Source organism: Mesorhizobium sp. M0106 (genome assembly GCF_040322715.1).
In the GTDB taxonomy this organism is placed as follows: Bacteria; Pseudomonadota; Alphaproteobacteria; order Rhizobiales; family Rhizobiaceae; genus Mesorhizobium.
In genome coordinates this window covers 1-23,360 of the sequence record NZ_JAMYUA010000005.1, presented here as the reverse complement: position 1 = coordinate 23,360, position 23,360 = coordinate 1, and the positions used below count along the sequence as shown (strand labels likewise).

The following is a 23,360-nucleotide window of genomic DNA, read 5'->3' as shown; positions in this document are numbered from 1 at the left end:
AGGCTGTCATGAACACATCTCTATCCGAGCTTGAACTTCAAGAGATGGAAGCCCGAGTTGCCGCGGCCCAGACCGGCCCGTGGAAATCGTGGGTCGAGGGCCGGGATTTTTCTGGAGGATCGAATTTCATCCAAACCGGCCAAGGACCGGATAGAGGTGAAGACATCGAAATGACTGGCGCGACGATTGCCGACCAGGATTTCATTGCCGCCGCTCGCCAGGACATCCCTCGCCTGATCGCCGAAGTCCGCAGGCTACGTGGAATTGCTAATCGCACGAATTGAATTCGTGGTCGTTTTTCGACAATCCTGCCGACTCTCCTGCCCTATCCCACCCACTTCTCGTAGTCGGACACCAGCAGATGCAGCGGTGCTGTGTCCTCGTCGATGTCCGCGAAGCGGCCGATTGGTTCGCGAAAGACATTGTCGGTGAGATCGTCGTTGACGGTCGAAACCTCGCCGATCAGCACGTCCTTGCCCTCCGCCCAGAAGGCGTGCCAGACGCCCGGCAGCAGCGTCACGCTCTGGCCTGGGTCGAGTTTCAGCAGCCCACCCGCGGGCAGCCTGTGGATGGTTCCGTCAACAGGCACCGATACTTCGGCCTTCGGATCGATGCCGCCATCGCGATCATGCATGAACAGCTCCAGCACCAGTTTGCCGCCGCCACGGTTGATGATGTCCTCCGCCTTGATGTTGTGGCGGTGCATCGGCGACAGCTGATCCTTGCGGGAGATCATGATCTTTTCGGCATAAAGCATGCCCATGCCCTTCTTCATGTCCTCGTAGCGGCCGTTGCGAACGGTGAACAGGAACAGGCCGAGCTCGTCGAATTTCTCCTGGCCGTAGTCGGTGATGTCCCAGCCAAGCCGCGACGAGAAGATTGCCGACGAATCCTGCCGGCGCGCCTTCATCTCTTCCGGCGACCAGTAGGCGAAGGGCGGCATGATGTAGCCGAACGAGCGGATGAAGGCGTCGGCGTCGCGGATGATATCGTTGATGGCGGAGCGTTTCATGATCGTGGTTCCTTCCCGTCGCTTTGCGAGCGCTAGAACGGTTCATCGTTTCACGGAACGCCGAACCGCTCTATCTTTCTTTGGACGCAATTCCGGACGGAAAACCGTTTCACACTTTTCCTGGGATTGCTCAAACCGCAATAGCCGAACGTCCATCCGGTGTCGATGCAAACTGCTGTCGCTGGCCCCATGACATGCGGTCCGATCAGGGCCATAAGGTCAACCAATTTTCCGATGGTGAGACCATGCGCAGCATAGACGACCTCGATACGCCGGCGATCCTGATCGATGCCGGCCGCGCCGAAGCCAATATCGCGCGGGCGCAGGCCCATGCCGACAGCCATGGGCTGAAGCTCCGGCCGCACATCAAGACCCACAAACTGCCCTACTGGGCAAAGAAGCAGATCGCGGCCGGCGCCGTCGGCATCACCTGCCAGAAGATCGGCGAGGCCGAGGTCATGGCCGACGCCGGACTGACCGACATCTTTCTGCCCTACAATATCCTCGGGCGGGCCAAGCTGGAGCGCCTCAAGGCGCTGCACGGCCGCGTAACCCTGTCGGTGACAACGGACAGCATGGACACGCTGATGGGGCTTGCCGCCACCTTTACCGATCCCGGCCACCGCCTGCCGGTGCTGGTCGAATGCGACACCGGCATGGGCCGCTGCGGTGTGCAGTCGGCCGGCGAGGCAGTCGCGCTGGCGAGCGAGATCAACAAGGTCCGGGGGCTCGTCTTCGGCGGCTTGATGACCTACCCGGGGGCCGGCCGCGCCGCCGAGACCGAGGCGTGGCTGGCCGAAGCGCAGCAAGCACTTGCCGCAGCCGGCCTTGCTTGCGAGCGCATCTCCAGCGGCGGCACACCCGATATGTGGCGTTCCGGCGAGCATAGCGTCGTTACCGAATACCGGCCCGGCACCTACATCTATCTCGACCGCTACCAGGTCGCCAAAGGCGTCGGCAGCCTCGACGATTGCGCACTGACGGTGCTGTCGACGGTGGTCAGCCACCCAACGCCGACACGCGCCATCCTCGACGCCGGCAGCAAGGCCCTGTCCAGCGACACACTGGGGCTCGCCGATTTCGGTGAGCTGCTGGGCATTTCAGGCGCAAGGGTGACCAGCCTCAGCGAAGAGCACGGCAACGTCACGCTGTCAGGCGGCGCCGAGCTTCGCATCGGCGAGCGCGTGCGCGTCGTGCCCGACCATTGCTGCGTCGTCACCAACCTGTTCGACGAGGTGCATCTGATCGAAGGCGACAAGGTGCTGGAAACGCTGCCGGTGGCAGCACGCGGGCGGATGGGGTGAGTCCAGCTGGAGCGCGTGCGCTTCAGGTACAAAATCCTTCAAACGCTGGAGGGACAGCACCCCCCCTCTGGCCTGCCGGCCATCTCCCCCTCAAGGGGGGAGATCGGTAGCTTCGCCTCTCTTTCAACATTCGCGATTGGCGAAACGATACGTGACATTCAATCTCCCCCCTTGAGGGGGAGATGTCCGGCAGGACAGAGGGGGGCGCGAAGGAACTCGACGGCGGTCAGTTAGCCTGCCTTGCCGCGACGCGGCGCATCGAAATGACTCGGCGGCGGAGGATTTCCGTGCGCATCGCCGCTAGGTGCAGCGCGAAGAAAAGCACGGTGAAGCCGAGTGCCATCACCAGCAATGGCCACAACAGGCTTGGGTCGATGGTCGGGCCGCCGAGCCGGAACACCGACGCCGGCTGATGCAGCGTGTTCCACCAGTCGACCGAAAATTTGATGATCGGAATGTTGATGAAGCCGACCAGGGTGATGATGGCGGCGGCCCACGCGGCGCGCCCGGCATCGTCGAGCGCGCGGGTCAGCGCGATGATGCCGAGATACATCAGGAACAGGATGAAGACCGAGGTCAACCGCGCGTCCCATACCCACCAGGTGCCCCACATCGGCTTGCCCCAGATCGAACCGGTGATCAGTGCAAGGGCGGTGAAGACGGCGCCGATGGGTGCCGCCGATTTCAGCGCCACGTCGGCCAGCGGATGGCGCCAGACCAGCGTGCCCAGTGCCGAGACCGCCATCAGCGTGTAGCACATCATGGCGAGCCAGGCGAAAGGCACGTGGATATACATGATGCGAACGGTGATGCCTTGCTGGAAGTCCTCGGGCGCCGCGAAGCTCATGTAGAGGCCGACAGCGAGGATGATGGCGGCAACGCTCGCCAGCCACGGCACGACCTTGTCGGCCAGCCCGACGAACCGCGTCGGGTTGGCAAGGTCCATCCAGCCGGAGAGGCGTGAAGTCGTGTCGCTCATGCCGCCTTACATAGACCGCCGGCGCAGTTGCGGCAACCGCAGCGGCGGTACGTCTTCCCTTCTCCCCTTGCTGCGGGAGAAGGTGGATCGGCGCGTAGCGACGAGCCGGATGAGGGATGCTGGACGGAGTGAGGCGCCAATGATCGCCGTGCGCCGACGTCTGGATTTTGGATGAAGATTTGCGCCAAGCCGGAGCATCCCTCATCCGACCTCGCTTCGCGAGGCCACCTTCTCCCACGAGGGGAGAAGGCAAGCCGCGCTGCTCAAGCGGCTTCGTTCACCGGACGGCTGAGGCGGCGGACCTCCTCGTCGTTGAGCAGGCCGCCGGCGCGCAGCAGGCTGGCGAAGCGACCGTTGCGCAGCGACAGTTCGGTGAACCCGCCCATCTCGACCACCCGGCCCTTGTCCATGAACACGACCAGATCGGCGTCGCGAACGGTGGTCAGGCGGTGGGCGATGATGAAGGTGGTGCGGCCGCGCCGCAATTCGTCGATGGCGTCCTTGACGCGGTCTTCCGTCTCGACGTCGAGCGCGCTGGTCGCCTCGTCGAGAACCAGGATGGGCGCGTCCTTCAGCACGGCGCGGGCGATCGCGATGCGCTGGCGCTCGCCACCGGACAGCTGTCCGCCGCGTTCGCCGACGACCGTGTCGTAGCCCTCGCACTTTGACAGGATGAAATCCTGCGCGGCGGCGGCATTGGCCGCGGCATGGACCTCGTCATAGGTCGCCTCCGCGCGGCCGACGCGGATGTTGTCCTCGATCGAGCGGTTGAGCAGGCCGGCATCCTGGAAGACGGTGGCGATCGAATGGCGCAGCGACTTGCGGGTCACCGTGCGGGTGTCGATGCCGTCGATCAGGATACGGCCGCTGGACGGGGTGAAGACGCGCTGCAGAAGGTTGATGAGCGTCGTCTTGCCGGCGCCCGTCGGGCCGACGATGGCGACGGTCTGGCCGGCCTGGACCTCGAACGACGCGTCGTCGACGCCCTGCCCGGAATTACCGAACTCGAAGCAGACATTCTCGAAACGCACATGACCCGTGACGTTGACGAGGTCGCGCAGCCCGTCGGGCTCGGCGGCATCGGAAGCGGAGTCTTCGAGATGATAGAATTCCTCGAGCTTGGCGCGCGCTTCGGAAATCTGGTTGGCAAAAGCCGACATCTGGTCGAGCCGGGCAATCAGCAGCGTGGCAAAGCCGGTAAAGGCTATGACGTCGCCGATGCGCAACTGGCCGTGCGTCACCAGGTAGGCGCCAATCAGAAGCACCACCATCATCGAAATCGTCGACGACAGGCGATGCAGCGCGTTGGCCATTGCCCACCAGTCGAGCACGGGGTTCTGCACATCGAGCAGATTCTTGACGTAGCGCTTCAGCGCCTCGGTCTCGTGGCCGATGCGGTTGTAGCTCTGCAGGACGGCGACGTTGCTGACCGAGTCGGTCACATGCGCAAACACCTTGTGGTAGTGACGCTCCACGGCCGCTTGGCCTTCCTTGGTGCGCCGCATCACCAGCCGTCCGATGCCGACATAGAGCGCGCCAAGCGCCAGCAGCACCATCGACATGCGGATATCCATGCTGAGCGCCGTGGGCACCAGCAGAACCAACGCGACCGCTGTCGACAGGTGCTGCCGCATGAATTCGAGCCAGAGGCTGAACAGGGTCTCGACTGCCCGCAGAAGCGTGTGCAGGGAATTGGAGGTGCCGCGCTGATGATGCCAGGCAAGCGGCATGGTGATGACGCGCTCGAACGACTGGCAAAGAACCTCGCTGCGCCGCTGGTGGGCAAAGCGATCAGCGCCGCGCGCCACCAGAACGAAGGCGACGATATTGAAAGCGCCGATGCCGGCCCACATTGCGAGCGTCGAGAACACCGAGCCGCGGTCCGAAATGGCATCGATCACCCGGCCGAACATGATCGGCTCGAGGATGGCGATAATGGCAAGCGTGACATTCGCCCCGCAGATAAACGCAACGCGTTTCCTGTCGGCAGCGAGATAACCGAGCGCTCGCCAGTAGATTTGCAGAAGTGACACTTCAGCTACTCCGCCAATTATTTATGGTGCAGTGCATCATTTTTTGACTCGTACCGGTTGACGCGTCGCAAAACAATGCTCGTCTAGCTCTTCCGTTCCCATTCCGCGAACAAAAGATGACGACGCTTCGAAATTTGCCGTGATCGTCTAACAGTTTGAGATAAAAGGTGAAATGTCAGCGTTGCGGCAAAATCATGGCAGCTGGAAAGCACTGCCACAATTTTAATCAGCAAGACCCTGGGCACGACGTCTAAAGTCGTGTGCAGGCATTCAGCAAGGTCAAACGCAAATATAACCGGTAGAGGCACTTGGAGCGCCCGTGCGTGCCCTGGGAACGCTAAGCGACGCTCCAAGCCCTTGAATCTAGGCCGGTATTCTGACGACCACCTCGGCACTATCTCCGGCTTTTGGCTCGAAGGACGAAGATTTGGTCTTCGTGCCATTCACTTCAAGTGAGATGGCCCGGGCCTTTTTGTCGCGGACGACGCGTACTTTGATCTCGGCGCCCAGCATCTTCAGAGTTGCCGAATAGCCGTCCCAATGGCTAGGAAGTCTCGGCGTGAACTGGAGTCGCTGTCCGCGGCGCTCTATGCCGAGAATGCTCTCGACCGCGGCGCGATAAAGCCAGCCCGCCGACCCGGTATACCAGGTCCAGCCGCCGCGGCCGCCCTTGTCTTGCCCGGAATAAACGTCGGCCGCGACGACATAAGGTTCCACCCGGTAGCGCTCTGCCGCGGCTTCGTCGAGCGCATGGTTGACCGGATTGAGCATTGAAAGGCAACGGTAGGCATCGTCGGTGCGACCCATCTCGGCGAGCGCAATGACGAACCATGTTGCCGCGTGCGTGTATTGGCCGCCGTTTTCACGGACCCCCGGCGGATAGCTCTTGATGTAGCCCGGGTCCTTTTCCGTCTTCGAGAAGGGCGGGGTGAACAGTTTGACGATCTTGAGGTCGTCGTCGACGAGCGCTTTCATCGCCTGCGCCATTGCCGTGGTCGACCGCGCCGGGTCGCCCTCGCCCGAAAGCACGCTCCAGGACTGGGCGATCGAGTCGATCTTGCACTCGTCCGACTTGCGCGAGCCGAGCGGCGTGCCGTCGTCGAAGCTGCCGCGCCGATACCACTCGCCATCCCAGGCGGTGCTTTCCAGCGCCCGCTTCAGCACCTCGGCGTGCTTCGTCCAGGCCTGCACGCGCTTGGCATCGCGCTCCGCCTTGGCGACAGCGGCAAAGTCGCCCAGCGTCTTCAGCAGGAACCAGCCCAGCCACACGCTCTCGCCCTTGCCGTGCTCGCCGACGCGGTTCATGCCGTCGTTCCAGTCGCCGCCGAGGATCAGCGGCAGCCGGGCTGGGCTGCTGCGCTTGACGGCAAGATCGAGCGCCCGCGCGCAATGGTCATAGAGCGAGGCTGTCTTCTTCGAGATTTCCGGGATGAAGAAAGCATCGTGCTCGCCTTCGCCCAGCGCCTGCCCTTCGATGAAGGGCAGTTGCTCCTTCAGGATCGCGGTGTCGCCGGTCACCAGCAGGTAACGGGCCGTGGCGTGGGCCAGCCAGACCACGTCGTCCGAGATCATGGTGCGGACGCCGGCCTCGGTGCGCGGCAGCCACCAATGCTGCACGTCGCCTTCGGGAAATTGCCGCCGCGCCGCGTTGAGGATCTGATCGCGCGCCAGCTTGGGGTCATGCGCCAGCAAGGCCAAGGTGTCCTGCAACTGATCGCGGAAGCCGAAGGCACCGCTCGCCTGATAGAACGCAGAGCGGGCACGGATGCGGCAGGCCAGGCTCTGATAGGGCAGCCAGTGATTGACCATAGCGTCGAGTGCCTTGTCCGGCGTCTCGACCTGGATTGTGTCGAGAAAGCCGCGCCATGTGCGCTCGTTGTCGGCCAGCCGCTGATCGAAATCCCTTGAGCGATGGGTCTGCACCAGCGCGCTGGCCGCCTCGGGCGAGGCCGCGTCGCCGAGCAGCCAGAGCAGCGTGACGTCGCCGCCGGCAGCGATGTCGATGTCGCGTGCGATGGCCGCGCAGGGATCGTCGCCGGCCTCGACACGGCCCGACAGGCCGGCGCCGCTCAGCACGGCATGCGGAAACTCGCTCGTGCCTTGCCTGCCGATGAACTCGCCGCGATCGGCGGTGACCGAATGCACAGCACCGTCGGCGGCCAGAAAGGCGATCCGCTCGCCGAAATCGAGCCCATAGGGATTTTGCGCCAGCAATGCGCCGGTTGCGGCATCCCTCGACGGAACGATGCTTGCAGCGGTGCGCGAGCGATGGCCGCCAAGAACCCATTCCGCATAGGCGTAGACGCGCAGCCGCATCGGCACCGAACCCGAATTCTGGATGCGCAGCCGCGATATCTTCACCGGATCGACGGGATCGACAACATGGGTCAGGTCCATCGACAGCGGCCCGCGTTTTGAGCGGAACGTCGAAAAACCCTGCCCGTGCCAGGTTTCGTAGGTCATTGTCGGATCACGCACCACGGCAGCCATTGGCGAGAACGCCCTGCCACTGGCATGATCGTAGATATAGATGCCCTCGCCCGGCCGGTTGGTGACCGGATCGTTCGACCATGGCGTCAACTGATAGTCGCGGCTGTTGCGGCTCCAGGTGAAGGCAGCGCCTTCAGCCGACATGTGGAACCCGAACGATGGGTTGGAGATGACGTTGATCCACGGCTGCGGCGTCGTGCGCCGGCCGGCAAGACGCACGACGTAGTGGCGTCCGCCGCCGTCGAAGCCGCCGAAACCGTTCCATTGGTCGAGCCCGCTGCCGTTGACGCGGCCCTCGATCAGTGCCTGGGCGGCCGATGCTTGCGACGTCGGCACCGGCAAGGACGGCTCGCGAAGCGCTGCAAGGTCTGCCGGCTGGAGGGCGGCGTCCCGCGCCTGCAATGCCGCGGCCTCGGCGCGCTCGATCTGGTCGAAGATGGTGCCGTTGCGCGTATGCAGCACCACCCGAGCGACGGCGAGCAAGGTCCTGTAGGTCGTTTCCTCCATCAGATCGCGGCGCACTGCGAAGATGTGCTGGCGGGGTCCGAGTTCCTTGCCGCGCAACCGGCTGTTTTCGCACAGCGTCTCCACCGCGCGCTGCAGGTCCTGCACGTAGGACGACGCCTGCTCGTTGACGACGACAAAATCGATCATCATGCCGCGGGCGCGCATGTATTCCTGGAAGCGAAGCGCCTGGGCGACGATCTCCAGATCGGCGACATCGGCGATCCTGACCAGGAAAATCGGAAAATCGCCGGATATGCTGGTCGGCCACAGGCTGGACTGCCTGCCGAGCCCGGAGACGATGGATTCGCCCGGAAGGCGCAGGAACGGATCGGGATAGATCAGATAGCGCGCCAGCTTCTGCACATTGGCGGCGTCGGACAGGCTGAGGCCAAGGTGCCGGGTCTGCACCTGCGAGCGCGTCCAGGCGAGCATCGCCTGGCGGGCGAAGCTTTCGGGATGGTCGAGCCGTGCGACGGCGGCATCCAATTCGGCGCGATGGGTACCGACGACGGTCCAGAACGTCAGCGAAATCTTCTTGTTGGCCGGCACGCGCACCTGCCGGCGAAGCGATGCGATCGGATCCAGGGTGAAGCCGGAATGGCCGCCAAGCTCGGCGCCGGGATCAAAGGCAGCCGCTTCGGTGATGGTGCGGCCGCGGCCGATGAAGGCGCGCCTGTCGGTTTCCGCCTCGGCGTCTCGCGCCGATCCAGACGGGTCGGTGACGAAATGCACCATGGTGACGTCGGGTTCGTCCTTTTCGCGCTTGCGCCTGGTGGCGAAGATCGCGCCGTTGTTCGGCGCGATCTCGGTTTCCACGAACATCTTCGAAAAAGCCGGATGGGCATTATCCGAGGGCTCGGAGCCCAGCACCAGTTCGGCAAACGAGGTTACTTCGATATGCCGGTCGGCGGGGCCATCATTGTGGAGCGTCACCCGTCGGCCCTCACCATTGCCTTCCGAGATGACGATGCACTCGACTTCCGAACGCAGCGATCCAATCGATTTGACGAAGCTTGCCTTGTCGTCGGAGAACAGCGTCTGCGCACGCTCGCCGGCGGCGCGCTTCGGCTCGGCGGTGGCCGACCACCAGTCGCCGTTGCTGGCGTCGCGCAGGAAAATATAGGAACCAAGGCGGTCCTCGGTCGGATCCGGCTGCCAGCGCGTGACGGCAAGTTCGCCCCAGCGGCTGTACCCGGAGCCGGTGGCGGTCACCATGACCGAATAGCGGCCATTGGACATGACACTGGTCGAGCGGAGCGCCCTGAGCGGATCGAGCACGATGCGGGTATCCGGGCTTTCCAGCTCGGTCTCGTCCTTCGAGCGCTCGTCGGCCTCGGTCCTGACGGTCGCAGTCGGGATGTCGCGCGGCGCCCTTTCCTGCAGCAGCAATTCGGCCGACTCGATCACCGGATCGCTGTGGAAGCGGTCGCGCAGGCGCCCTTCGAAGATCGCATCGGCAACTGCCGCAATCGACATGCCGGAGTGGTGGGCCATGTAGTTGAGCACGACGGCATGGTCGGTGCCCTCGGGGACGCGTTGCGGCGTGAAATCCACCGCGTCGTAAAAACCGTGCCGGCCCAGTGCGCCCAGCCGCCTCAGCCTGGCCAGGTTCTGGACGGATTCATGCGGCGTGAACTGCGCTGCGAGCACGGTCGCGTAAGGCGCGATCACCGTGTTTTGGCCAAGGCCGCGCTTCAGGCCGAGCCCGGGCACGCCGAAATTGGTGTACTGATAGGTCAGTTCACGGTCGCGGGCGTTGTAGGCCGCTTCCGAAATCCCCCAGGGAACGTTCTTCGAACGGCCATACTGGATCTGGCGCTTGATGATGAGCTTGCTGGTCTGGTTGAGAATGCTGCCTTGCGGCTCCTTCATCACCAGTGGCGGCATCAGATATTCGAACATCGAGCCGGACCAGGACATCAGTGCGCCCTGGAAGCCGATCTCGACGATCGGCCGGCCGAGCCGAAACCAGTGCTCGGTCGGCAAATCGCCCTTGGCGATGGCGAACAGGCTGGTCAGCCGCGCCTCGGAGGCCAAAAGGTCGTAGCAGCTTTCGTCGAGCTGATGCTCCTCGACCCGGTAACCGATCGACAGGAGCTTGCGTTCGGGCCGCATCAGGAACGAGAAATCCATCTCGAAGGCGAAACGGCGCGTGCGCTCGCGCAAGGTCAGAAGCTTGGCCCGCAACGCCGCGACTGCGTTTTCATCGCTGTGCGCGTCGTGCACATGCGCCTCGCAGGTGGCTTCGAGCCTGGCCGCCCAATCGGCGATGGTGTCGCTCTGGGTCGACGCGGCCTCGGTGTGGATGGCTGTCGCGAGCTTGCGTATCTCGCCGGCCAGGACGGCCAGGTTGATGGTACGGATCGACGCCATCTCCGGCTGCGCCTTGATCAATTCGACCGCCCGCCGCATGCCGTCGAGACGGTCGGCGAGCCGCTGGCGCAAGGGCCGCAATTGACGCCGGTCGTCGGGCAGTTCCTCAAGGCTTTCATCGAGGATGGTGACAGTATCGAGGATGCCTTCGAAGTCGCCCTGCACATGCACCGACGGCGCTTCCGCCCATTCGGCGCAGGCAGCGGCCACGGCCACCAGATGGCCGGCGAGATTGCCGCTGTCGACCGCCGAAATGTACAGCGGGTAGAGCGGCTTCAGGGTCGTCGTGTCATACCAGTTGAAGAGATGGCCGCGATCGCGCGGCATGCTCTCGATGGTCGACATGGTCGCGTCGATGCGGTTGACGGCGTCGGAGAGGCTGATCCAGCCGAAATCGCGTGCCGAAATCACCGACAGCAGGTAGACGCCGATATTGGTCGGCGAGGTACGGGGCGCCACCACGGGGGCCGGGCTTTCCTGGAAATTATCCGGCGGCAGATTGTGATGCTCGGCCGTCACGAAGGTCTCGAAATAGTGCCATGTACGCCGCGCCACGGTGCGCAGCGCGTGGATGTCGGCGGCCGATATGCGCAGGCGGTCCTCGGTTTCGGCCGAACGGCTGATCCAGCAGGCGATGGCGGGCGAGCCGATCCAGAACAAGGCAAAGAAGAAGGCGACGAAGGCGCCGGTGGAATCGGCCAGCACCGGGACAGCGAGGCCGACGACGCCGATGATCACCGCGCCGTACATGATGCTGTAGTAGGAGCCGAGATCGTTGTCGCCGCCCTTGTGTGCCTGCGAGGCGGTGCGCCATTCGAGCAGGTTCTGGCGGCTGACGAACAGGCGGTAGAGCGTGCGGATGATCGCGTCGCCCATCATCCAGGCAAGATGCGCCATCAGCACGATCTTCAGCGCCACCAGGGCAGTGCCGAAGGCAACGTCGCGTGCCAGTGCCGAGAAATGGCCGCGCGGCGTCTGGTCGCCGCTCTTCGGCAGGATGGCGTCGACGATGTCGAAAGTGGGCGCCATGAACAGCGTGAGGATCAGCAGCGCCTGCCATTGGGCGGCCTGCGTGAAGGGCAGCAGCGTCCAGCCGGCGATCGCGGCCATCACCCAGAAGATCGGCGTCACCGAGCGGCGCAGATTGTCCACCATCTTCCAGCGCGACAGCGCCGGCACGTTTGAGCGCGGGCCAAGAATGAAGCCCAGAAGCTGCCAGTCGCCGCGTGCCCAGCGATGGTGGCGCGACGCGTCGACCGAATAGCGGGTCGGATAGTCCTCGACCAGTTCGACGTCGGTGACCAAGGCCGAGCGCGCCAGGGCGCCTTCGAGCAGATCATGGCTGAGGATGGTGTTTTCCTCGATGCGGCCCTTCAACGCCGCCTCGAAGGCGTCGACATGGTAAAGACCCTTGCCGGTGAAGGAACCGTCGCCGAAGATGTCCTGGTAGAGGTCCGACACGGCAAAGACGTACGGATCGAGCCCGCGATTGGCGGAAAAGACACGCTGAAAGAACGATGCCTCGTCGCCACCGGTCAGCGACGCGGTGATACGCGGCTGCAGGATGGAATAACCTGCCGTGACCTCGCGCCGTGCGACATCGAAATGCGGACGGTTGAGCGGGTGGCAAAGCTTGCCGGCCAGCGCAGCGACGGCGTCGCGGGTGGTGCGGGTGTCGGCGTCCAGCGTCATCACGTGGACGACGCTCTCCGGCAATGGCACTTCCAACGGCAGGAAGGTGGTGTCGCTGTCCCCGCGCAGCAGAAGGTTCAATTCGTGCAGCTTGCCGCGCTTGCGCTCCCAGCCCATCCAGACGCCTTGCGATGCGTTGTAGAGCCGGCGCCGATGCAGCAGATAAAAGCGCGGCGCCCCTTCCGAGGGATAGCGGGCGTTCAGCCTGGCGATTTCGGCGCGGGCGAATTCGAGGATTTCGACATCCGCCGTATCGATCTCGGTCTTCGAGTCCGGCCAGTCGGAAAGCAGCGCGAAATAGACTTCGCCCGCCGTGTTGGCGAGGTGATGCACCTCGATGTTGCGGATGTTCTCCTCGACATCGTCACGCGAGCCGATCAGCGACGGCACCACCACCAGCGTGCGCGCCTCGGGCGGCACACCGTGCCTGAAATCATAGCCGATGAGACGCGTCGGCTTCAAAAACAGCGAGACGACGGTGTTGAAGAATGCGAGCGCGCCTTCGCTGGCCGGCACCGCGAATAGGGCCAGCATCAGGACGATCGACGGCACCGACAGGCCGAGATTGGCAAGCGCATTGCCGGAAACGACCAGAAGCAGGACCGTCAGCGCAAACACCGGCACGACGATGCCCAGCCATCCGGTCTTGCGGAAGGTCCGGTTGAGCGTCTTACCGATGGTCGGCCGGTAGCCGATCGACCGCTCGAGCTCCTGCCGGCGCGGGCCGACCAGAAAGAAGCCGACGTCGGTGTGAGCGATCGGACCGCTTTCGGAGCCCGGCGCATCGGCAGCATGGCCGGCGAGCTCGATCGCCCTTTCGGCAACGCGAAATTCGGAGAGATCGGAACGGCGCGCCAGCTCCTCGATCGCAGTCCGGTATTGGTCGCGCGAAAAGAAATCGAGCGCGGCGAAATCGGTGCGTTCGCGCAGCAAGGTGTCGATGCGGCTGACGCCCTCGAACCACACCGTCCAGTCGATGTCGTTGATCAGGCGCAGGCCGCGGATGATGTTGCCGGTGGTCACGTTGCCGCTTGACAGCGTGTGGTGCTCGCTGAGGATGATCTCCTCGGCGTCGGAGCCGGTCCTTTCCAGCTCGCCCTCCAACCATTCCAGCGCCCTGCCGGCATTTTGCGAGCCGTCACGCAGCCGGTAGAGCAACTGGGTGGCGAAGGTGGTGTCCTGCGCATGGGCGCTGTAGTGGGAAAGTATCGCCTGCCGGTCGGCGCTGTCGTCCGTCGCCAGCACACGGTCGGCGACCTCGTTGGCGATCTGGCGCAGTTCCCGCGTGCGATTGACGCGGACCGCGATCCGGCGAAGGTTCTCGATCAGGACGAAGCGCAGCAGCGATGGCAGCGCCCATAATTCGCCAATCTTCAGCGGCTCGATGGACTGGAAGCCTTCGACGATCGCCTTGAACATGGCCGACGAGACGGAACTGTCGGAATGGGCGACATAGGTCCACGCGACCGCCAGTGCGCGCGGCACGCTGGATCCATCCGACAGTTTCAGCGTCGGCAACTGGCGGTAGAAGCGGCGCGGCAGGTCGCGCTTGACCTGAAAAATGGTCTCCTCGACCAGGTAGTTGTTGTCGAGCAGCCACTGCGCCGCGGGCGTGATCGTTTCGCCCCTCGCCTGGGCAGCGTTGGTGGAACGGTAGACATCGAGAATTTTCCTGGCGCTTTCGCGGATGCGCGCCTGAAAATCGAAAGGCGTCAGACCGAACAAGTCCTTGGCGTCGCCATTGGCAAGGGCTGCGCCCAAAGCGCGCAGCCGATCTTCCGGCAGGAAATTGGAGCGTATCGGCACGTCGGTGACAGCCGGGAAGCTGGCGCTCGTCTTTTCGATCTGTGCGAGATTGGTCTGGATATTCATCTAAGGTTCCGTGTTGGGGACGCAGTGCGGCGTCACCGCCACGGCAATGTCCCTAAAACCGGTCCAAATGCAATTGGTTGCATCGCAACACTTGGCCGAAAGTTTGTTTCCGCACCACGACAAGATGCCGTCTTTCGACAACTTCCAGGCGGGCACTATGAGCATCGTTTCGGCTTCTGATCGGCGGAAGATTCAGGCTTTTTCGTGATGCAGCGACCAGCTTACGCGATATTTGGCCGGCGTCACGATCATGTTTGGAAACAGACGTTAATCGTTGCCGGCAATGCGGTCGATGCGGATCACGAACAGCATGGCCGGCCGGACCGGATCCAGGCGCAGTTCCGGCGCTTGCGCCCCGAGCAACAGCGCGTCGAGCGGCCCAAGCTGCATGGGCGCCGCGCCGGCCACGCTGAGTTCGCCGTCGACGCACAGGATGAGTGTTTCATCGGCTTCGGCCTGGATCTCCGTCGGAGCCGAAATCAGCAGGCGCTCGACCGTGTGGATCGCCCGGGCGCGGCGGGTCATGACGTTGAGGTCGGTGATCGGACCGGCGATCAGCGTGGCTTGCGTCGGCACGTCGGCCGGAAAGGCAAGCGGTGCGGAAGCCTTGATGATTTCGACCGGTAGCCGGCCGGCGATGTCGAGGATCATGCCCTCGCCTTCCAGCAACGCCAAGGTCCGGTCGACGCCGGCAAATCCGGAAAATGGGCCGCCGCCCTCGACCAGCGCCATCGAGACGCGCCAGTCGAAATCGTCGAGCCCGGCACCTGGCGGCGAGACGGCAATCTCCGTCGTCACCCCGCCGCCGTTCTTCCACGGCATCGAGCGGTATTCGGCTGCCCGAAGGATGCGCAAGGCGCGGCTCAGCCCAAAATGCCGGGCAGGTTGAGCTGGTTCTCCCGGGCGCACTCGATCGCGATGTCATAGCCGGCATCGGCGTGGCGCATGACGCCGGTCGCCGGATCGTTCCACAGAACCCGCTCCAGGCGCTTGGCCGCCTCGGGCGTGCCGTCGGCGACGATGACCATGCCGGCATGCTGCGAAAAGCCCATGCCGACGCCGCCGCCATGGTGCAGCGACACCCAGGTGGCGCCGGACGCCGTGTTGAGCAAGGCATTGAGCAACGGCCAGTCGGAGACGGCATCGGAGCCGTCCTTCATCGCCTCCGTCTCGCGGTTCGGCGAGGCGACCGAGCCGGAATCGAGGTGATCGCGGCCGATGACCACCGGCGCCTTCAGTTCGCCCCTGGCGACCATCTCGTTGAAGGCGAGGCCGAGCCGATGGCGGTCGCCAAGGCCGACCCAGCAGATGCGCGCCGGCAGGCCCTGGAAGGCGATGCGCTCACGCGCCATGTCGAGCCAGTTGTGCAGATGGGTGTTGCCGGGGGTCAGCTCGCGCACCTTGGCGTCGGTCTTGTAGATATCCTCGGGATCGCCGGAAAGCGCTGCCCAGCGGAACGGGCCGATGCCGCGGCAAAACAGCGGACGGATATAGGCCGGCACGAAACCCGGGAAGGCAAAAGCATTCTCGAACCCCTCCTCCTTCGCCACCTGGCGGATGTTGTTGCCGTAGTCGAGCGTCGGCACGCCGGCATTCCAGAACGCCACCATCGCCTCGACATGCTCGCGCATCGACGCGCGGGCAGCTCTTTCAACGGCCTTCGGGTCGGAGGTGCGTTTCTCGCGCCACTCGGCCAGCGACCAGCCCTTGGGCAGATAGCCATTGAGCGGGTCATGCGCCGAGGTCTGGTCGGTGACGATGTCGGGGCGCACGCCGCGCCGCACCAGTTCCGGCAGGATGTCGGCGGCGTTGCCGACCAGGCCAACCGATTTCGCCTCACCGGCTTTGGTCCAGCGCTCGATCTTTTCCAGAGCCTCGTCGAGCGTGTCGGCGCGCTCATCGACATAGCGGGTGCGGAGCCGGAAATCGATGCGGTCGGGATCGCATTCGACGGCCAGGCAGCAGGCGCCGGCCATCACCGCGGCGAGCGGCTGGGCACCGCCCATGCCGCCGAGACCGCCGGTCAGGATCCACTTGCCCCTGAGATTGCCGCCATAGTGCTGGCGGCCGGCCTCGACGAAGGTCTCGTAGGTGCCCTGCACGATGCCTTGCGTGCCGATGTAGATCCACGAGCCGGCCGTCATCTGGCCGTACATCATCAGGCCCTTTCTATCGAGCTCGTTGAATTTCTCCCATGTCGCCCAGTGCGGCACCAGGTTGGAATTGGCGATCAGCACGCGCGGGGCGTCAGGATGAGTGCGGAACACGCCGACCGGCTTGCCCGATTGCACCAACAACGTCTCGTCGCCGCCAAGCGTCTTCAGCGAGGCAACGATGCGGTCGAAATCGTTCCAGGTGCGCGCCGCCCGGCCGATGCCGCCATAGACCACCAACTCGTTGGGGTTTTCGGCGACGTCTGGGTCGAGATTGTTCATCAGCATGCGCAACGGCGCTTCCGTCAGCCAGGTGCGGGCGTTGAGCTCGCTGCCGCGCGGGCTGCGCACTTCACGGATGTTGTGGCGAGGATCGGTCATGATTGTCCCTTTCGAGTGAGGTGCACCGCGCGTCAGCGTTCGGCCCAGGCGATCGCGGTTTCCAGGATCTTCTTCAGCGTGACGCAGATCGGCGCCGCGAATTCGGCCTCGTAAGGCACCGGCCAGTTATCCGGTTCGCCCTTGCCTTCGGGCTCGCGCATGTAGCCGCGGTTGGAGAGTTCCATCTGCAGCGCGTGGACGCCGGCTTGCGGCTGGCCGAAATGGCGCGTGATCCAGCCGCCCTTGAAGCGCCCGTTGACGACGAAGCTCTCGCCGGTTTCGGCGAGGATCTGGCCAACCGTCGCTTGCAGCGTCGGATCGGCGCTCTTGCCGTCATTGGTGCCGAGATTGAAGACCGGCAATTTGCCTTCGAAAAGGCGCGGCAGCACGGAGCGGATCGAATGGCAGTCATAGACGACGACCTTCTCATGCAAAGCGCGCAGCCTGTCGATCTCGGCCTGCAGAGCGGCATGATAGGGTACGAAGAACTTCTCGCGGCGTTCGTCGATCTCCGACTGTCCCGGCTCTTCACCCTTGCGGTAGAGCTGATCGCCGTCAAAGGTCTCTGTCGGGCAGAGCCCAGTCGTCGTCTGGCCGGGATAGAGCGAAACGCCGGACGGATCGCGGTTGACGTCGATAACGGTGCGCGAAATCGCCGTATGCACAACCGTCGCGCCGAGGCTCTCGGCGAAGTCATAAAGCTTGTCGATCCACCAGTCGGCGTCACGGCGGCCGAGCCAGGGCGAGACCAGCCGGCTATCGAGGCCGGCGAGATCGATGCCGGTATGCGGGATCGAAACCAGCAGGGGTGCTGTGCCTTGGGTGACGGTGAGCCAGGAGGGCGAGGTCATAGAAGATTCTCCCGCGTTGGAGCTCTACGGCGCCCCCCTCTGTCCTGCCGGACATCTCCCCCACGAGGGGGGAGATTGGCCGTCAGACCGGCTTTCGCCATTCTCCAACGTTGCAGGACAGAGCGAGGCGCCGCAGCTGCCGATCTCCCCCCTCGTGGGGGAGATGCCCGGCAGGGCAGAGGGGGGCGCGAAGGAACGCGACCTTGCAATCGTCCGGGAACACCGACCTCGCTTTTTGCCGGTCGGAATGCATTTTGTTCTTGCTTTGTGCCGGCAGCTATGCTACTAATTTCGATACAGTGCTGATTCGGCCCGACGACCCGCCTTTGAGGCGGGTTTTTTGTTTCTGGATTTGAAAGTTTCGGTGTTGCCGGGGTGAGGTCGGCGGGACAGCGCCCCCCTCTGTCCTGCCGGACATCTCCCCCTCTAGTGGGGAGATTGGCAGCTTCGGCGCCTCGCTCAGTCCTGCAACGCTGGAGATTGGCGAAAGCCGAGACGACAGCCAATCTCCCCCCTGGAGGGGGAGATGTCCGGCAGGACAGAACGCGACCTGTCACGGTACACCGCCTCATGACGCAACGCCCGGCAGTTTCACCGCACCCGCGGCCTTCACCGCCGCGCCGCTGCGTATCATGGCGATGGCCTTCTCCATGTCGGGGTGGAAGTGCCGGTCGTTGTCGAGATGGGGCACCTCTGCCCTGACCAGCCGGCGCACCGCCTCCAGTGCCGCGCTCGAGGCCAGCGGTGCGTGGAAATCGCAGCCTTGCGCGGCGGCCAGCAATTCGATGCCGATGACGGCCGTCGCATTCTCGACCATGCCGATGAGGCGGCGCGCGCCATGCGCCGCCATCGAGACGTGGTCTTCCTGGTTGGCCGAGGTCGGGATCGAATCGACGCTGGCCGGATAGGCCTTTTGCTTGTTTTCAGAAACCAGTGCTGCCGCCGTGACCTGAGGGATCATGAAACCGGAATTCAGACCCGGCTTGGGCGTGAGAAAGGCCGGCATGCCCGACAGCGCCGGGTCGACCAGCATGGCGATGCGCCGCTCCGACAGCGAGCCGATCTCGCAGACGGCGAGTGCGATCATGTCGGCGGCGAAGGCGACCGGCTCGGCATGGAAATTGCCGCCCGAAAGTGCGGAGTCGTCCTCGGCAAAGATCAGCGGATTGTCGGTGACGCCGTTGGCCTCGGTGCCGAGCGTCTCGGCGGCCTTGCGGAGCACGTCGAGTGCTGCGCCCATCACCTGCGGCTGGCAGCGCAGGCAATACGGATCCTGCACGCGCTCGTCGCCGACGCGGTGCGATTCACGGATGGCGCTGCCGGCCATCAAATTGCGCAACGCCTCGGCCGTCTCGATCTGGCCACGATGTTTCCTGAGCAGATGGATGCGTGGATCGAACGGAGCGTCGGAGCCCTTGGCGGCATCGGTCGACAGCGCGCCGGCGACCAGTGCCGACTGGTAGAGCACTTCCGCCTCGAACAAAGCGGCAAGCGCATAGGCGGTCGAAAACTGGGTACCGTTGAGCAGCGCCAGGCCTTCCTTGGCGCCCAGTGTCACCGGCTCCAGGCCGTGCGAAACGAAGGCGACCTTGGCAGGAAAGCGGCCATGCGGGGTAAAGCACTCGCCGACGCCGATCATCACGGCGGTCATGTGCGACAGCGGCGCAAGGTCGCCGGAAGCGCCGACCGAGCCTTGCGCCGGCACCACGGGGATAACGTCGTTGGCCAGCATCGCCTCGATCAGCTCGATCGTCCGCGGCCGCACGCCGGAGGCGCCCTGTGCCAGGCTGGCCAGCTTCAGCGCCATCATCAGCCGGCAGATTGCGACGGGCATCGGCTCGCCGACGCCGGCGGCATGAGACAGCACGATATTTCGCTGCAACGTTTCCAGATCGGCGGCGGGGATGCGGACGCTGGCCAGCTTGCCGAAGCCGGTATTGATGCCATAGACCGGCTCGCCCTTGGCAACGATCCTGGCGACGGCCTCGGCGCTGGCCTTGATCTTCGGCCGACAGGCATGGTCGAGCCTCAGTGCGGCGCCGCGATAGATGGCGCGCCAATCGGCCAGCGTGGCATTGCCCGGCCTTAGCTTGAGTTCGGTCATTGTCCCCTCCAGATGCGGGCATGCAGCGGGTTGAAGCCCATGCGGTAGACGAGTTCGGCCGGGCGCTCGACGTTCCAGATCGCCAGATCGGCGGATTTTCCGGCCTCCAGCGTGCCGGTCTGTCCAAGCAGCCCGAGCGCGCGGGCAGCCTCGCGGGTAACGCCGGCAAGGCATTCATCGACGGTCAGGCCAAACAATGTCGCGGCCATGTTCATGGTCAGCAGCAGCGAGGTCAGCGGCGACGTGCCGGGATTGTTGTCGGTGGCAACGGCCATCCTGACGCCATGCTGGCGAAACAAGGCGATCGGCGGCTTTTTGGTCTCGCGGATGAAGTAGTAGGCGCCGGGCAGGATGGTCGCCAAGGTTCCGGCCTTCGCCATCGCCGCCGCACCCGCCTCGTCGGTGTATTCGAGGTGGTCGGCCGATAGCGCACCATAGCGCGCCGCAAGTTCGGCGCCATGCAGATTGGACAGCTGGTCCGCATGGAGCTTGACCGGCAGGCCCGCCGCCTTCGCGGCATCGAACACGCGGGCGATCTGCTCCGGCCAAAAGGCAATGCCTTCGCAAAAACCGTCGACGGCATCGGCCAGGCCCTCGGCAGCGACGGCCGGCAAAATCTCGTTGGCGACAAGATCGATAAAGGCGTCCTTGTCGCCTTTTGCTTCGGGCGGCAGTGCATGAGCGCCGAGGAAAGTGGTCCTGACCGTCACCGGCCGCTCACCGCCCAGCCGTCGTGCGGCGCGCAGTGACTTCTGCTCGTTTTCGAGGTCGAGACCGTAGCCGGATTTGATCTCGACGGTGGTGACGCCTTCGGCGATCAGCGCATCGAGGCGCGGCAGCGACTGGGCGACCAGCTCGTCCTCGCTGGCGGCGCGCAGTGCCTTGACCGAGGAAACGATGCCGCCGCCGGCCTTGGCAACCTCTTCATAGCTAGCGCCGGCCAGCCGCATCTCGAATTCATTGGCACGGTTACCGGCGTGGACCAGATGAGTGTGGCAGTCGATCAGGCCGGGCGTGATCCAGCGGCCTTCGCAGTCGATCGCCTCGGCGCCTTTGCTAAGTGCTGCCGGCATGTCGGCTTCCGGCCCAGCATAGACGATCCGGCCGTTGCGCACGGCGATTGCACCGTGCTCGACAACGCCTGACCCGGGGCTGCTTTCGGCCATGGTCGCGAGGCGCGCATTGCGCCAGAGGCGAACCTCCCCTGCCCGGCTTTTGCTCTCTGCAGCCATCATCTTTTCCGTTTCAATAGGTGACGATTATGTATATACATATGAAAAGGCACTGCAAGCGCTATCATCGCACGGCAGACCGGGATTTGGAGAAAAACGTGACAGCAATCTTTGCGGAACAGGCGCTTCTGCCCGACGGCTGGCACAGCAATGTGCGGATCGTCATCTCCGACGGCAGGATCGCCACGGTCGAGGCGAATACCTCGCTCCTGCCTGGCGACGAGCGCCGTGCCATCCTTTTGTCCGGCATGCCGAACCTGCACAGCCATGCCTTCCAGCGCGGCATGGCCGGCCTTGCTGAATTGCGCGGCCCTTCTGCCGACAGTTTCTGGAGCTGGCGCGAGGTGATGTACCGTTTCGCGCTGTCGATGACGCCGGACCAGGTCGAGGCGGTCGCGGCCCAGCTCTATGTCGAGATGCTGGAGGCCGGGTTCTCGCGCGTCGGCGAGTTTCACTATCTCCACCACGACCGTGACGGCCGGCCCTATACTGACATCGCCGAGATGGCGCAGCGCATCGTTGCCGCAGCGTCCGAGACAGGCATCGGGCTGACTTTGCTGCCCGTCTTCTACGCGCATTCCTCTTTCGGCGGCGCTGCGCCAAATGAAGGCCAGCGCCGGTTCATCAACGATGTGAACCAGTTCTCGCGGCTTGTTGAGAAATGCCGCGAATCCATTCGCGCGCTGAATCAAGGCGTCGTGGGCGTCGCCCCGCACAGCCTGCGTGCGGTGACACCGGAGGAACTGGAAAACATCACGGTGATGGCGCCGGAGGGGCCTATCCACATCCACATCGCCGAGCAGATGAAGGAGGTCGAGGACTGCCTTGCCTGGTCCGGGGCGCGGCCGGTCGAATGGCTGCTTGCCAACGCCAAGGTCGACCGGCGCTGGTGTCTCATCCACGCCACCCACATGACTGACACCGAGACGACCGATTTGGCGAAAAGCGGCGCCGTTGCCGGTCTCTGCCCGATCACCGAGGCCAATCTCGGCGACGGCACCTTTGCCGCGTCCTTGTTCATGCAGCATGGCGGCCGCTTCGGCATCGGCTCGGATTCAAACGTACTGATCGGCCTGCCGGACGAGTTGCGGCAGCTCGAATATTCGCAGCGCCTCGCCCACCGCGCCCGCAACGTGCTGGCGGTGGCCGGCGGCTCGACCGGCCGTGCTTTGTTCGATGCCGCGCTCGATGGCGGCAGTGCCGCGCTGGGCGCCGGCCTCTCGCAGATCGCAGCAGGTGCCTCGGCCGATTTCGTCTCGCTCGACGGCAAGCATCCATCGCTGGCCGGCAAGACGGGCGATGCAATCCTTGATGCCTGGATTTTTGCCAACGGCACCAAGGTCGATTGCGTCTGGGTGCATGGCAGGAAACTGGTCAGCGGCGGCATGCACGCCAGGCGCGATGCCATCGCCGAGCGCTTCCGCAAGGTGATAACGGCGCTTTCGGCATGAGCATGATCGGGACAATAAGCGCGGATTCTGGAAGCGCGGACGGCGGCGAGGTTCTTTCGCTGCACCAGCGCATCCTGTCGGACATCAGCGACCGGATCCTGTCGGGTGCCTGGGCGCCCGGCCACCGCATTCCGTTCGAGCATGAACTGACGGCCGAATACAATTGTTCGCGCATGACAGTGAACAAGGCGCTGTCGCAACTGGCCAAGGCCGGGCTGATCGAGCGCCGGCGTCGTTCGGGCAGTTTTGTCCGCCGGCCGCAGTCGCAGGCAGCCGTTCTCGAAATCCACGACATCCGGATCGAGGTCGAGGCACTTGGCCTGCCCTACCGCTATGAGCGCATGGCGCGAGACAGAAGGCGCAGCAGCGCCGACGACCGCGCCCTGCTGGAACTCGACGTCGCCGGGCCGGTGCTGGTGCTGGAATGCCGGCATTTCGCCGGCAAGAGGCCGTTCGCCCACGAGCAGCGGCTGATCAACCTGGCTGCCGTGCCGGAGGCCGCCGAAGAGGCGTTTTTCGACACCGCGCCCGGTCCGTGGCTGATCGGGCGCGTGCCGTGGAGTGCCGCCGAGCATCGCATTCGCGCCGTTGCCGCCGAAAAGCACATCGCGGCGGCGCTCGACATCGAGACCGGTGCCCCGTGCCTGGTGATCGAGCGGCGGACATGGAGCGCCGAGCACCCCGTCACCCACGTCCGGTTCACCTATGCGGCAGAGAACCACACGCTGGTGGCGCGGTTCACGCCGTCAACGGGGTAAACCCTCCCCCTTGAGGGGAGGGTCGCGGAGCAAATTGCCGCATGGCGGCATTTTGTGACGCGGGGTGGGGTCGGTGCGACCTCGCCGGGGGGGGGCCCCCGCGGCCGGCGGGCGGGGGGGGGGGGGTGGGGGGGCGGGGGGGGGGGGGGGGGGGGGGGGGGGGGGGGG

Annotated in this window: 13 protein-coding genes; 4 read left to right on the top strand and 9 right to left on the bottom strand. The window is 64.5% G+C overall.

What is annotated here, in order from left to right:
• Positions 1-8: 8 nt before the first annotated feature.
• A complete protein-coding gene (locus NKJ55_RS06890; protein ID WP_352449242.1) occupies positions 9-284 on the top strand; it encodes a hypothetical protein in 276 nt (91 codons plus the stop codon).
• 41 nt (positions 285-325) lie between these two features.
• Here NKJ55_RS06890 and NKJ55_RS06885 read toward each other — a convergent pair whose 3' ends face one another.
• Positions 326-1,012 (bottom strand): D-lyxose/D-mannose family sugar isomerase, encoded by a 687-nt coding sequence (locus tag NKJ55_RS06885; RefSeq protein ID WP_023674428.1) that lies wholly within the window; start codon positions 1,010-1,012, stop codon positions 326-328.
• Between the two features lie 245 nt (positions 1,013-1,257).
• On the opposite strand from NKJ55_RS06885, the gene NKJ55_RS06880 reads away from it, so the two are divergent.
• Positions 1,258-2,316 (top strand): D-TA family PLP-dependent enzyme, encoded by a 1,059-nt coding sequence (locus tag NKJ55_RS06880; protein WP_352449241.1) that lies wholly within the window; start codon positions 1,258-1,260, stop codon positions 2,314-2,316.
• Positions 2,317-2,542: 226 nt separating this feature from the next.
• Here the strand turns inward: NKJ55_RS06880 and NKJ55_RS06875 are convergent, their stop codons facing one another.
• The 8 genes from NKJ55_RS06875 to hutI form a co-directional block, all read right to left on the bottom strand.
• The gene (locus NKJ55_RS06875) at positions 2,543-3,295 is read right to left on the bottom strand and encodes a heme ABC transporter permease (RefSeq protein ID WP_352449240.1); all 753 of its coding nucleotides are present in this window, start codon (positions 3,293-3,295) and stop codon (positions 2,543-2,545) included.
• 263 nt (positions 3,296-3,558) lie between these two features.
• On the bottom strand, positions 3,559-5,328 hold the full coding sequence (locus tag NKJ55_RS06870; protein WP_352449239.1) for a glucan ABC transporter ATP-binding protein/ permease: 1,770 nt from the start codon (positions 5,326-5,328) through the stop codon (positions 3,559-3,561).
• A 363-nt stretch (positions 5,329-5,691) separates the two neighbouring features.
• Entirely contained in the window at positions 5,692-14,262 is an 8,571-nt protein-coding gene (locus NKJ55_RS06865) for a glycoside hydrolase family 94 protein (RefSeq protein WP_352449238.1), read from the bottom strand.
• A 267-nt stretch (positions 14,263-14,529) separates the two neighbouring features.
• On the bottom strand, positions 14,530-15,117 hold the full coding sequence (locus NKJ55_RS06860; RefSeq protein WP_352449237.1) for a HutD/Ves family protein: 588 nt from the start codon (positions 15,115-15,117) through the stop codon (positions 14,530-14,532).
• An 8-nt stretch (positions 15,118-15,125) separates the two neighbouring features.
• Positions 15,126-16,796: a urocanate hydratase gene (gene hutU, locus NKJ55_RS06855; protein WP_352449235.1), complete on the bottom strand. Its 1,671-nt coding sequence runs from the start codon at positions 16,794-16,796 to the stop codon at positions 15,126-15,128.
• Positions 16,797-16,828: 32 nt separating this feature from the next.
• Positions 16,829-17,647 (bottom strand): N-formylglutamate deformylase, encoded by an 819-nt coding sequence (gene hutG / locus NKJ55_RS06850; protein ID WP_352449234.1) that lies wholly within the window; start codon positions 17,645-17,647, stop codon positions 16,829-16,831.
• Positions 17,648-18,215: 568 nt separating this feature from the next.
• Positions 18,216-19,751 (bottom strand): histidine ammonia-lyase, encoded by a 1,536-nt coding sequence (hutH, locus tag NKJ55_RS06845; RefSeq protein WP_352449233.1) that lies wholly within the window; start codon positions 19,749-19,751, stop codon positions 18,216-18,218.
• A complete protein-coding gene (gene hutI / locus NKJ55_RS06840) occupies positions 19,748-20,983 on the bottom strand; it encodes an imidazolonepropionase (protein WP_352449232.1) in 1,236 nt (411 codons plus the stop codon). The genes hutH and hutI overlap by 4 nt, the downstream gene beginning before the upstream one ends.
• Before the next feature lie 98 nt (positions 20,984-21,081).
• Between hutI and NKJ55_RS06835 the strand changes: the two genes are divergently transcribed.
• Both NKJ55_RS06835 and hutC read left to right on the top strand, forming a co-directional pair.
• Complete coding sequence (locus tag NKJ55_RS06835) at positions 21,082-22,434, top strand: formimidoylglutamate deiminase (protein ID WP_352449231.1); 1,353 nt, start codon at positions 21,082-21,084, stop codon at positions 22,432-22,434.
• The gene (hutC, locus tag NKJ55_RS06830) at positions 22,431-23,192 is read left to right on the top strand and encodes a histidine utilization transcriptional repressor HutC (protein WP_352449230.1); all 762 of its coding nucleotides are present in this window, start codon (positions 22,431-22,433) and stop codon (positions 23,190-23,192) included. The genes NKJ55_RS06835 and hutC overlap by 4 nt, the downstream gene beginning before the upstream one ends.
• Positions 23,193-23,360 lie beyond the last annotated feature (168 nt).